Here is a 12,146-nt window from a genome sequence, read left to right as displayed (position 1 = left end):
AGGTTGAGCACTTTATGGATAACGCAGTGCCGTTTCCGGGCGACGGTCATGGTTTACAACGGGTGTAGCAGAGTTAGGATCAGTTATTTAGTTGGCAGGTGGCGGGTACTATAGTGGTACCCGCTTATATAAGCGCTTTTTATTTAGCTAAAAAAGCGTAAGCGGTAAGAAAAGCAGTTTCCTGAAATACCTTTAAGCCTGTAGCTTTAAAATCAACCGGTATTGGGTGGCGTTTTAGCTTCTCTTTCAGTTCGCTGGCGCTGATTAAGTGACAGTTACAACCGGCAATCAGTTGCAATGCTGCTTCAATTTTAAAACCTACCGCGCCACCGGCGAACTTGCCTTTTTGAGGCCGCTCTTTAATAACCAGCTGGGTTATCTGGTAATCCTCGATAAACTTAGCGAAAGTAAATTGAAAATGGCGCATTTGCTCCTGATCCTGGTCTTTACTCAGTGCAAAGCGGTTTTGCCGGCAATCCGGTAAGTCGAACAGGCCATTTTTCAGGGTCATAAGGCAAATAATGGCTTCACTGCCTTTAATTTCGATACCACAGGTGCGCATTGGCAATCCTCTGCTTAGGGTTTGGTCAGGTTATGCAACTGATTTTCAATCACTGCACAGCTTTGCTTTAACGGATCACCATATAAAAACGGGTTAAAATCACCATTTTTGCAGTAATTCCGCTGAAATTGCAGCAGGTTATCAATACTGCTGCTGGCTTTATCCAACTGTGTACGCTGGCCTTCGCCCCATTGCTCAGATAATGCCAGCAATTGCTTGCGTGTAGTGCGCAGTGCGGCTTCTTTACTGTCGCCGGCTATAGCGGCCTTGTCCATTATCAACGCAAATAACTGCTCTTTATAAGGGCTGATCAGGTTATGGTCAGAAAAAGTAATCACCAGCAGAATAACTACAACCAGCCAAAACAACTTCTTCATCAGCTTCTACTCCGGTAAGCAATGGCGGCATTGTAACGGATAGCGCTGCGCTGCGCACGGGGCGGCAGTTAATATCTGCAAGCTGCATAGTAAGTTTACACTTTAAGTATCAGGTGTAAACTTTGTTTACGTTTTTCTGCGCTAGATCGGGCCAGGCACAGCAAAAATGCAACAGGCATAGATATTGCTTTGTTTCATGTCAAAAATTCAGTCTGGCAAACTGTTATACTTGGCAGCTGGCGCAATATGCAGTAACGGGGTTTTCCTTGGATCAGCAAAAAATAGACATCAAAAATATTCCGGTACACGTTGAAGTACATAAACCGGATAGCAGCCATAGTGGGCATTACAACCCGCGTGACCGTATTTATGTGCGGGCAGTAAAAGGTCTGCATCAGGCCATACGGCGCTATATGGGTTTTGTGTTTATGGGGTTGTTTATGCTGTTGCCCTGGCTGCAGTATGACGGCCATCAAGCCATATTGCTGGATATTACTGAACAGAAATTTAATATTTTTGCCCTGACTCTGTGGCCGCAGGATTTTACTATTCTGGCGTGGATTTTTATTATTGCCGCCTATGCATTATTTTTTGTTACTGCTTTGTATGGCCGGGTGTGGTGCGGTTATTTATGCCCGCAATCGGTATGGACCTTTATTTTTATCTGGTTTGAAGAGAAAATTCAGGGCACCCGTAATCAACGGATTAAGCTGGATAACGATGCCTGGTCTGCCAGTAAGTTTTTCAAAAAAGCGGCTACACATTTCTGCTGGCTGGCATTCTCACTGCTTACTGCACTGATCTTTGTCGGCTACTTTACTCCTGTAGGGCCGCTGTTTATTCAGTTTTTTACCTTTGAGGCCAGCTTTTGGGCGGTAGTTTCCGTGCTGTTTTTTACGCTTTGTACATACGGTAATGCCGGCTGGATGCGTGAAATTATGTGTACCCACATTTGCCCTTATGCCCGGTTTCAATCGGCGATGTTTGATAAAGACACTTTTACCGTTACTTATGATGAAAAGCGCGGCGAAAACCGTGGCCCGCGCAGCCGTAAAGATAAAGACTATAAAGAAAAAGGCCTGGGTGACTGTATCGACTGTAATCTGTGCGTACAGGTGTGCCCAACCGGCATAGATATACGCAACGGCCTGCAGTACGAGTGTATTAACTGCGGTGCCTGTATTGATGCCTGCGATGACACTATGAGCAAAATGGGCTACCCGCCCGGGCTTATCAGCTACACCACCGAGCACAGCCTGAATGGCAAACCTACTAAGGTACTGCGGCCTAAACTACTGGGCTATATGCTGGTGCTGGTGGCCGTTTGTGTGGCCTTTGCCTGGACACTATACAGCCGGGTACCGCTGGAAATGAACATTATCCGCGACCGTGGCGAGTTGTACCGCGAAACAAACGAAGGCCTGATCGAAAATACTTATACGCTGAGTATTTCTAATAAGTCGCAGCATGCAGTGGAGTTTGACCTTAGTGTTGCCGGTAGCGAAAGCTTTAACTGGATTGGCCCGCAGCGCGTAAGTATCAGTGCCGGTGAAACCCGCAGTGTGCCGGTAAGCCTGGCGTTGGATCCATACAGCACAGAGCAGCGCAGCCTGGACATCCGCTTTACTGTACAGCAGACTGACAACCCGGATGTTAAGCTGGATCAGTCCACCACCTTTTTTGTTGGCCGCTAAGGAGCCTTATGACGGCCTTTGATTTCTCTACCTTACAGCCAGATCTGATTATTGATGCCTTGCAGCAGCTGGGGCTGGATGTCAGCTCTGGTTTGTCAGCATTAAACAGCTATGAAAACCGCGTGTATCAATTCAGCGCCTACCGCGGTGAGGCATTAAAACCGGAAAAATTTGTCGTAAAATTTTACCGGCCACAGCGCTGGAGTGCAGAGCAACTGCAGGAAGAGCATGATTTTGCCTTTGAGCTGGCCGCGGCTGAGATTCCGGTGGTGGCGCCGGTAAAAGTAAACGACCAATCGTTGCTGCACTACGGTGGTTATTATTTTGCCCTGTTTCCAAGTCGCGGTGGCCGCACGCTGGAAATTGATAACGACGAGCAACTGGCCATGCTGGGGCGTTTTCTTGGCCGTTTGCATCAGGTGGGCAAAGTAAAATCTTTTAGCCAGCGCCCGGCATTTAGTGTTGAAAGCCATTTGCTGCAAAGCCGGGAGGTGTTAAGCACATTGCCATTTATTCCGTCTTACCTGCGCCCGGCGTTTGACACTGCGCTGGATCAGGTTATTGCACTTTGTGTTAAGCAATATAAACCCACCAGCCTGATACGGTTGCATGGTGACTGTCATGCCGGTAATTTGTTCTATGTCGATCAGGGGCCATTTTTTGTTGATCTGGACGACTGCCGCAGCGGCCCGGCGATGCAGGATATCTGGATGATGTTGTCGGGTGACCGCCTGCAGCAGCGCGATACACTGGAGCTAATGCTGGAAGAGTACGAGCAATACTGCGAATTTGACCCCGCCGAGCTGAAGTTAATTGAACCGCTGCGAGCCATGCGCATGGTGCATTATATGGCCTGGCTGGCCAGGCGCTGGCAAGACCCGGCGTTCCCGATGAACTTTCCGTGGTTTGCCACAGACAAATACTGGGAACAACAATGCCTGGCATTGAAAGAACAACTTTATCTGTTGCAACAAGCACCTCTTTCGCTAGTGCCAGACTACTGAGTTTTTGTTAAGCTGTGCTTCAACCGGTCTAATTAAGGACATAATCTAAAATGAAAAAGCTGTTATCTGTAATCGCGTTAACACTGTTACTGCCTTTTGCGGCTCAGGCCAAGTTTGAGCAGGGCAAGCACTATGAGGTTATCTCTGAGCAAAAAACCGCCAAGCCGGAAGTAAAAGAGTTCTTTTCATTTTACTGTGGTGGCTGTAATGCGTTTGAACCGGTAGCGCAAAGCATTGCTAAAAAGCTGCCAGAGGGTACCGAATTTAAAAAAGTGCATGTTGATTTTATCCGTGCTGCCTCACCCGAGCTGCAAAATGCGCTGGCCCGCGCTTATCTGGTAGCAAAAAGCCAGGGTAAAGGCGATCAGGTTGCCAGTGCTATTTTTAACCAGATTCACCGTAACCGCGCCCCCTTTTCCAATGAAAACGAGATCCGCAGCCTGGTGTTAATTCATGATATTGATGCCGACACTTACGACAAAGCCATGAAAAGCTTTTCGGTACGTGGTGCGGCTAATCAAATGAAAAAAGAGCAGGACGAGTTATCTGAAAAGCGGATTTTAACCGGCGTGCCTATGCTGGTAGTAAACGGTAAATACAAAATTAATAATGCCGCGCTGGACTCGCGTAATTATGAAAAAGAAATGCAGGAACTGATTAACTTCCTGCTGCAAAAAGACGCTTAATTATTTATATCAGAAAGGGGCTGCCAGCAGGCGGCCCTTTTTTATTGGTTAGCGCGGCACATCAATACGCTGTTTTACATATTTCAGCTGCGCCACTATGGTAAAGGTCATAATCACCAGCAATGACCATGAACTCCACTTGCCTAAATGCACTACCGACCAGGCACCTAACTGGTTAGGGTAGCTCCACAGCCCCATAAAGGTGCTGATATTTTCCGCCAGCCAGATAAAAAAGCCTACCAGCACAAAGCCCAGCAACAGTGGCATGCTGCGTTCGCGATCCAGTGGCGTAAAGTACACCATAGTGCGGGCGTAAAGCCCCAGCGTGGCCGCAGCAATATACCAGCGGTAATCACCAATATAGTGATGGCTAAAAAAGTTGGCGTATATCAGTAGTGCCACCAGCACTGCCATCCAGTAGGGCGGATGGTGGGCAACCCGTTGCTGCATTAAGCGCCAGCTTTGAATAATATAACTACCGACGGCGGCATACATAAAACCGGCAAACAGCGGCACGCCAAATACCTTAGTGTAAGCAAAATCGGGGTAACTCCAGGATTGAATAGCACCCGAGGTTTTAAACACCTCCAGCGCAAAACCAACCAGGTGAAACAAACAAATCGCTTTTAGCTCATCGACGGTTTCCAGTTTGCTCCACACCATCCAGTACTGAATTAATAGTGCCAGAATAAGCAACACATCATAGCGTGGTATGCTCAGGAACCCGGTACGTGGCACCAACAACACCGAAGCAAAAAACAAGGCAACAAATAAACAGGCCCGCGCCTGTTTTAAGCCAAAAAACCAGAATTCCCAGCAAAAGCGGCGAAAGCCGTTGGTATCAACTGGCGGGGTAACCTGCATTAACCAATGGTCCAGCCGGTTAACAGCAGCAACAGAAAAAGATGACATATGCAGTCCCTGGCAAAGTAATAGCTAAAATTAACCTGCTATAACACTGCAGGCAAGCGCTTATGCTAAAGTAGCTGCCTGAATAAACGCTGAGCAAGGCTATGAAAACCCTACCGATATCAGCCGCAGGCTTTGGTGATACTACCGCTCGCATCCGCGTATATATTGCTAGCCGGCCACCGATGACGGAGTATGCTGACGTAGTGACAATGCAGCCGCTGCACCGTGGCGAAATAGAGCTGATCAATTGTGCCTGCGGCAATGGCTGGCGCAAGGTGTTTAATGTGTATGCCAAGCTGTTGTTTGCGCTGGACACTAAACAATTTGCTTTTACGCAGCGCGCCGGTAGCTGGCAGCAGTACCGTGAGCAATATTTATTACAAGCCGGTAGCAATACAGCGTTAGTCTTTAGTACGCCTGATCTTCAGCCAGCAAAAGAAGCTGTGCATATTATTGCTGGTCGCACTTACGCCAAAGCCTTGTTAGAACAAGGTTTAGCGGCGCAGCTTAGCTGGTTAAATAACGAATTTGCCGTGGATAAACACAACCGGGTGTTAGTATGCCCTTACTTTGACTATCGCCAGCTTAATAACGAAAAGCTGGCTTTTCTGGCACAGCTGATCTCAGATATTTAACTATGCCATTTAACTATGTTATTTAGCTAAGGCTTATAATTTTGCCCAGATACTGTTATCGGTTTTATCTGCACGCTTTTTCGCCGCGCGTGCCAGTAGCCAGAACAATACCGCCAGTAATATCGCTGTACCTTCCACCATAAAGCGTAAGACGTTGCCATCTAATAAAGCTGCCAGGAAAAACTGGCCACTGTGGTACCAGGCTGCAAAAGGCATTAATAAGGTTAGCAGTGCCGTTAAATACAGTAACTCTGTACCGGCTTTGGCCGGCTGGCGCAGAAAAGCCCAGCCCAATGCTGCAAAAAACACGCTGAAATACACCATTTTATGCCAGGTTTCTGTCAGCAATATACCGGCGATAAACAGTGCTGAAATACCGGCAATTGCGCCCAAACACACACCAAGCGTAAGTGAGGCCATCAGCCGTATTTTTGCCGGTTGCGCGTTGCTATTGCGTCGCCGTACTTCCAGCCAGAGTAGGTTACCGGTGTAAAACAGCAAAGCGCCTGCCAGGCCTAAGATAAAATACAACCACTTGGAGGCATAGCCGGCAAAATCACCGTAATGCAGGTTTTGTAAACCCCGCAGAAAGGTTGTGCCCGGCCGGAACTGCTCCGGGGTTTGCATCCCCGCCAGCTCGCCGGTGCTGCTATTTAGTACCACTATCGCTCTTTGTGTCAGTGTTGGTGATGGCAATTCGCCGTAGATGGTAACAGTGCCGTTGGCATCGCCGGCATCATGGTAAAACAGCATCTCGGCCTGCATTGCCGGCAAGTGCTGAGCGGCCATGGCCAGCAAGGTTTCCGTGGGTAACAACGGGGCTGCAACACCGGCAGGCTCAACATGGGCGACCACATCAAAGTCGGGCTCCAGTATTTGCAGCAGTTTGCCGTCAAACACCACAAACTGAAACGGTGCCAGCAGTAAAAAGCCGATGGTGAGTACTGCACCACTCCAGGCAAAAATAATATGAAATGGCAGCGACAGTACACCAATAAGATTATGTGCATCCTGCCACAGGCGTTTGGTGCTCTGGCCTAAACGCAGCGCAAATAAATCTTTGATAAACACCGGCGCGTAAATAACCACACCGCTAACCAGTGCCAGACCATATAAAATGCAGGCCAGACCAAACAGGTACAAACCGGCCTGACGCGGTAAGCCGGCAGTAAAATGCAGATCATAAATCAGGCTGATAAAATCCTGCCTGGCGGTTTGCTTCTGCAGTTGCTGCTGGCTGTCAGCAACAAATTTGTATTGGGTTGCGCTGTCGCTGTCATACCAGAGCAGTGCCATATCAGTACCATGGGCTCCTGGCAGTGTCAGGTTAAAGCCATGTGCTGCTTGTGGGTATTGCTGCAGTACCTGCTCAATAAGCGGCTGCGCCTGTGGCAGCGACACGGTTGGCGCTGAGGGCTGAATAATGCCATGCCACTGCTGCAGCTCGTGTACAAATACCGAAACCGCACCGGCATAAAAGGCAATAAACAACAGCAAGCCGGTCAGCAGGCCAGTCCAGGTGTGCAGGTTACGGAAGCTTTTTTGGGTAATAACTTTCATTTATACCGCCGTGCCGGTTGTTTTTAACAGCCACAATGCGGCGTAACTGATCAGGGTTAAGCTGCTTGCCAGCAGCCATAGCCGTTTACCGCTACGGCTTAAATACATCAGCGCCATTACAGCGACCCACAACGGAAAGGTCAGTAATAACCACGGCAAAATAGCCTGTTGTGCAGTACCGGGAAATAACAACGCCAATATGCCAACCCAGGCAATGGTAAGTGGCAAGCCGAACAATGCCGCCGCCCAGTGTTTAGCTGCCATATTTCACCTTTTTAAATACTGCAATAAGCGGTAGCAACAGCCAAACCAGCATTAACCAGGTTAACGCCAGATAGCAGGCCGGCCAGAAACCATAGCCCGGTGTCAGCAGTAGCACAGCCGCCAACAAGCTGCTTACAGCAACGCTGCCAAGCCATAGCGTGCGGAGTTTGCGGCGTATTAATTGCTGCTGCGGCGCCAGCATATACAACGCCAGGGCGGTGATACTCAGGCAGATTAAAGCCAGCAGTAACGTCATAACGCCACTACCATTGCCACTGCACACCGGCACCAATGACTCTTGGTGCGCCGAGGATCGCCACCGGCTCATCAAGCCAACGGTACTGCTGGTAGCCTTTATCCAACAGGTTATTGACGAACAGATAGGCTGACCAGTTGGTTTGATCATAACTTAGCCGGGCGTTAAACAGTGCTCTGGATGACAGCCACAGCGTACTATCGCGCGGGCCTGTACTGACTTTACTGCGAAAGTTACCGTTGACATTAAGTGCCCAATTATCAGCCAGATACCAGTTTACCCCTGCTGCTGCGGTATGACGCGGTGCGTAAGCAAAAGGCTGCCCGGAAAAGTTGCTGATAATAGCGTCTGTTATGGTATCAAACTCGTCGTATTGGGTTTTCGAATAGGCATAAGAGCCATACCAGTCGAACTGGTTATTTAGCCGCTGACGCAGCTCGAATTCTGCACCGTATAAATGCGACTTACCGGCATTCACGGTATGACTGTCGAAGTTATTAATACCAAAATTGGCAATAACCTGCTTATCTTTCCAGTCGATGTAATACAGATTGCTGTTAATGGTCAGGTTTTGCCCGGGCCAGTTGCTACGCCAGGCCAGTTCATAGTTAGTGGTGTATTCCGGCTCGTAAGCAAACACTTCGCCGCGGGCAATATTGTAAGAGCTGCCGCCAGAGCGGTAGCCACGCTGCACTGTCAATGCCAGTGATTGCTCGGGGTGATATGACCAGCGCACGCCCAGCTTGGGCAAAAATGCAGTAAAGTCGCGGCTGCTGGCCGGTGCATTGCTGCTGGCATCATCTACCATGGCTAATACCGCGGCGTTTACCCCGCTGAATATAGTATGCAGTGCCGAACCCGGCTGGCCGTAATTAGCTGGATCTGGCAGCGTGCCGGCAAACACAGCCGTGGTATCCGACTGATAATCATATTGTTCTTTATCCAACCGGGCACCGGCCAGCAGGGCCCACTGCGTTGATAGCTGATACTCACCATCAAAAAACACTGCCAGATTCTCCGATTGGGTCGGGGCTTTACTCTGATAATCTACCGGGATCAGCGGCAGTTCACTGGCGTACAGCGCCGCCAGTTGCGCTGCGGTAGTGCTGTCCAGGCCATTGCCCTGCAATACTGCGCTGATTGTTCCTACCGGGGTAATGACATTACTCAGGGTGGTCGTCAGGGTATCGTTTTCCCGTTTTGACCAGTAGCCGCCAACCAAACCCCGCAGTTTATCGCCGTTGTAATGCAGCCGCAGTTCTTGTGACAGCGTATCGTGCAGCCCTGCTACATTACCGAAAGAGGTGTTCAGCTCTGTCTGATCGGTATCATAAGTACGGTTGACGTCAGAGCGGCTTTTAGCGGTAACAGCAGATAACGACCACTGCTCACTGAGCTGGTAGTCCAGCTCCAGCGTGGTGATATCCGTTACAATATCGGTACTGCCTTTGGCGTCCGATCTGTTGGTACGATCATCATAATAGTCGCCGGCGCTGATATCGCTGTAGACATACATATAGGGGCCGTCGCGGTCATCGCGCATATGGCTTAATCTGGCGGTAAACCCCGGCAAAGCTGACGGTGTCCACAATAACTTAATGCGCCCCTGCAGGGAGTCAACTGCATCTTCTGGTTCATTACGGGTAACATTGTGTACAAAACCATCAAAATCCCGCTTCTCCAGCGCTATCCTGAAAGCCAGCTCATCATTTATTAACGGGCCGCCACCGGCAACAGCGATACGGCGATCGGAGGGATCTGACCACTGCACTCTGGCTTTACCGGTCCAGTCCATTGTCGGCTCTGCCGAACGCATAATAATGGCGCCGGCCAAGGCATTTTCGCCCTGAATGGTAGACTGCGGGCCGCGCATCACCTCTACCTGGGCAATATCCCATAAATCAGTCGGGCCGGAATCGCTGATCTGGCTGGACAGTGCTGCGCCGTCCAGATAGATGGTGGCCAGTGGGTTAGAGGCACCGGCTTCGTCCGCAATACCGCGGATAGTAAAACCCCGGCTGCCATACATGGCAGAAACGTTCGCGGTGCGGTTTAAGATATCGTCCAGGCTTTGCAGATTTTCCTGCTCAATTCTCAATGCGGTGGTTACAGCCACACTACTGGAGGTATCCTGCAGCGAACGATCGGTTTTTTCGCCACGTACAGTAATGGTTTCAATCTGGCTTTCTTGCCGGGGCTGCTGCTGAGCCTGTGCAGCTAACGGCAGGCACAGGCTGGCCATTAAAAAAGAAAGGTTAAAGCACTTAATTGGTACTGACATTTAATTTCCACACGCAGGTAAGCCGGTTTGCTTTACAAAGGCTAACGCTAATGATAATAAATCTCAATAACAATTTGTTGGTGCGGGCTAAATTTGTCGCCTGAAACACGTCCTGTAGTATTTATAAGGGCTATTGTTGTGTGGCAGCAGTTGAATAAGTGGGCATAGCAGCATGCCCACTTTGTTAATCGGCTATTTCTACTGCTGTCGGGTAAAGTTGGTAAGCATCAGCTTCATCTTCGCCTTGTGGCCATAACCGCACAGTGCCGGTGGCGTAAGCGGTTTTACCTTTTGCGCTTAGCGGAAACACCATATCGCCATCGCGCACTTTAATGCGGAACGGCCCCTGTTCGCTGTGGGCGGTAAATTTCATCCAGCAGCCTTGTTTGCTGCATACTGAGTCTATTTTACCGCTGATCGTAACCACTTTATCCAGATAGTTTGCAGGCTGCACTAGCAATTGCTCAACCGGTATTACCGCCGTTTTATCAACTGCGGTACCAAATAGTGTTGCCGCATGAGCAGTAAATATCAGGCCGGCAGCACTAACTGCCAATAGTGTTTTTATCATACTTATTCTCCCTGTCAGATGCCGTATTCTGGCGCAATAGCTCAAAAAAGCAAATGGATAATTAATAATTGCAAATATGTAAATTTAATATTTCTTGAAGCCTGGTTTTACGCTATAACTAATACCTGTTTTACCATTTACTTAAATCGGAGGCTCTATGTCTACGCTTGATAAAGACGGCATGTTGATTGACGATAAAATTTCACTGAAACGTTATACCAGCATTGAGCATGGCAATTTAACCAGAGTTAGCGCCGTTGTGGTGCATCAGACTGATGCACCTACGGCACAGCATACTTTTAATGCATACAACTCCGGAGGTAATGGCGCGCATTTTTTGATTGGCAAGAACGGTCAAATTTATCAGACAGCCAGTACATTGAAGCGTTGTTATCATGTAGGGCGGCTGATTAAATCTAAGTGCCTGACATTGGACAAAAACAGCTGTGATAGCGTTGAAATGGCAAAAATACTTGCGAAGTCATGGAGCAATCAAATTAAAGCACTGGATGCTCACGAGCGACAAAAAGCTTATCCATACCGGTATCCGGTAAACTCCGACGCGCTTGGTATTGAGATCGTTGGTAAACATGTGAACGATACTCAGTATGAAGCTGTAACCCCCGCACAAAATGAAGCCTTGCAATGGTTGCTTGCAGAGCTGTATACCCACTTTACACTAACAAAAACCGATGTATATCGCCATCCTGAAGTGTCTTACAAGAACCCAGGTGAAGCAAAAGGAGCAAACTGGTAATGCGGGTATTTATATTATGCAGCTTATCGTTATGGCTACTGGCCTGTGGCAGCCAGCAACAGCTATTTGATTCTGACCGAATCAGCTCACTGTATATTGCTGACTTTGTTTCAGACGCGCCGGAGCAATGCCGGCCAACGGATGTTGACCTTAGCAATATAGAAGTAACGCAGTTTTTCCAGCAGGCTCGTGAAGTAGAGCATAAAACCTTACACGACCATTATAATTACGCGCCCTGCGCTATTGAGGGCACCCTAAAATACCACCAGCAAAACTGTAACTGGGAGGTACGGGCTGGCGCGACCGGGCATATTCAGTGTGGTGAGGTGTACCGTTATTTTGCCTGTGACGATTGTGAAGCGCTGTTTAAGACATCTGAAACTAAAGAGTAAAGCTATGTTGTGCAACAACTGGCGAAACAATAAAGGCGCAATCTTTTGAATTGCGCCTTTTGTTTTTTTACTGCCTGAATAGTAATGAGTTTGACTGATTTATCTCCGGCATTGCTTAAAAAGTAAACATTTTGTCTTCTTTGTGAATTTAATTTGTGTTTTTATTTTACATTTGTAATTCCCGCCGTTAGTATG

14 protein-coding genes are annotated in these 12,146 nt (G+C 48.5%); 6 read left to right on the top strand and 8 right to left on the bottom strand.

The annotated features are described in order from the left end of the window. Positions 1-139 precede the first annotated feature (139 nt). Together MJX74_RS02845 and MJX74_RS02840 are read right to left on the bottom strand one after the other, a co-directional pair. Positions 140-562, bottom strand: a complete 423-nt coding sequence (locus MJX74_RS02845) for a DUF3010 family protein (RefSeq protein ID WP_068236982.1) — start codon at positions 560-562, stop codon at positions 140-142. Positions 563-576: 14 nt separating this feature from the next. Further along, positions 577-939: a hypothetical protein gene (locus MJX74_RS02840; RefSeq protein ID WP_240220727.1), complete on the bottom strand. Its 363-nt coding sequence runs from the start codon at positions 937-939 to the stop codon at positions 577-579. Positions 940-1,205: 266 nt separating this feature from the next. Here MJX74_RS02840 and ccoG point away from each other — a divergent pair, with 266 nt between their 5' ends. The 3 genes from ccoG to MJX74_RS02825 are packed head-to-tail and all read left to right on the top strand — an operon-like array spanning position 1,206 to position 4,323. Continuing rightward, on the top strand, positions 1,206-2,633 hold the full coding sequence (gene ccoG / locus MJX74_RS02835) for a cytochrome c oxidase accessory protein CcoG (protein WP_240220725.1): 1,428 nt from the start codon (positions 1,206-1,208) through the stop codon (positions 2,631-2,633). An 8-nt stretch (positions 2,634-2,641) separates the two neighbouring features. Next, a complete protein-coding gene (locus MJX74_RS02830) occupies positions 2,642-3,637 on the top strand; it encodes a serine/threonine protein kinase (protein ID WP_240220723.1) in 996 nt (331 codons plus the stop codon). A gap of 50 nt (positions 3,638-3,687) precedes the next feature. Continuing rightward, positions 3,688-4,323 (top strand): thiol:disulfide interchange protein DsbA/DsbL, encoded by a 636-nt coding sequence (locus MJX74_RS02825; RefSeq protein ID WP_240220721.1) that lies wholly within the window; start codon positions 3,688-3,690, stop codon positions 4,321-4,323. Positions 4,324-4,371: 48 nt separating this feature from the next. On the opposite strand, the gene MJX74_RS02820 is transcribed toward MJX74_RS02825, so the two are convergent. Next, on the bottom strand, positions 4,372-5,235 hold the full coding sequence (locus tag MJX74_RS02820; RefSeq protein WP_240220719.1) for a DUF817 domain-containing protein: 864 nt from the start codon (positions 5,233-5,235) through the stop codon (positions 4,372-4,374). Between the two features lie 101 nt (positions 5,236-5,336). On the opposite strand from MJX74_RS02820, the gene MJX74_RS02815 reads away from it, so the two are divergent. Then, complete coding sequence (locus MJX74_RS02815) at positions 5,337-5,870, top strand: DUF6942 family protein (RefSeq protein ID WP_240220717.1); 534 nt, start codon at positions 5,337-5,339, stop codon at positions 5,868-5,870. A 33-nt stretch (positions 5,871-5,903) separates the two neighbouring features. Here MJX74_RS02815 and MJX74_RS02810 read toward each other — a convergent pair whose 3' ends face one another. The 5 genes from MJX74_RS02810 to MJX74_RS02790 form a co-directional block, all read right to left on the bottom strand. Continuing rightward, entirely contained in the window at positions 5,904-7,430 is a 1,527-nt protein-coding gene (locus MJX74_RS02810; RefSeq protein WP_240220715.1) for a PepSY-associated TM helix domain-containing protein, read from the bottom strand. Beyond that, positions 7,431-7,694, bottom strand: coding sequence for a hypothetical protein (locus MJX74_RS02805; RefSeq protein ID WP_240220713.1), 264 nt, complete (start codon positions 7,692-7,694; stop codon positions 7,431-7,433). Continuing rightward, on the bottom strand, positions 7,684-7,950 hold the full coding sequence (locus MJX74_RS02800; RefSeq protein WP_240220711.1) for a hypothetical protein: 267 nt from the start codon (positions 7,948-7,950) through the stop codon (positions 7,684-7,686). Before MJX74_RS02800 ends, MJX74_RS02805 begins: the two co-directional genes overlap by 11 nt. Positions 7,951-7,957: 7 nt before the next feature. Beyond that, positions 7,958-10,231: a TonB-dependent receptor gene (locus MJX74_RS02795; protein WP_240220710.1), complete on the bottom strand. Its 2,274-nt coding sequence runs from the start codon at positions 10,229-10,231 to the stop codon at positions 7,958-7,960. 184 nt (positions 10,232-10,415) lie between these two features. Then, on the bottom strand, positions 10,416-10,802 hold the full coding sequence (locus MJX74_RS02790; protein WP_240220709.1) for a DUF4920 domain-containing protein: 387 nt from the start codon (positions 10,800-10,802) through the stop codon (positions 10,416-10,418). Positions 10,803-10,959: 157 nt separating this feature from the next. On the opposite strand from MJX74_RS02790, the gene MJX74_RS02785 reads away from it, so the two are divergent. Continuing rightward, positions 10,960-11,559 carry a peptidoglycan recognition protein family protein gene (locus MJX74_RS02785; protein WP_240220708.1) on the top strand — a complete coding sequence of 200 codons (600 nt, stop codon included), beginning with the start codon at positions 10,960-10,962 and terminating at the stop codon, positions 11,557-11,559. After that, positions 11,559-11,951, top strand: coding sequence for a hypothetical protein (locus MJX74_RS02780; protein WP_240220707.1), 393 nt, complete (start codon positions 11,559-11,561; stop codon positions 11,949-11,951). Before MJX74_RS02785 ends, MJX74_RS02780 begins: the two co-directional genes overlap by 1 nt. Positions 11,952-12,146 lie beyond the last annotated feature (195 nt).

Origin of the sequence: Rheinheimera hassiensis, assembly GCF_022436675.1 — a bacterium.
Classification (GTDB): domain Bacteria; phylum Pseudomonadota; class Gammaproteobacteria; order Enterobacterales; family Alteromonadaceae; genus Alishewanella; species Alishewanella hassiensis.
Note: the sequence above shows the minus strand (reverse complement) of the source record. Positions and strands in the feature narration are given on the sequence as shown.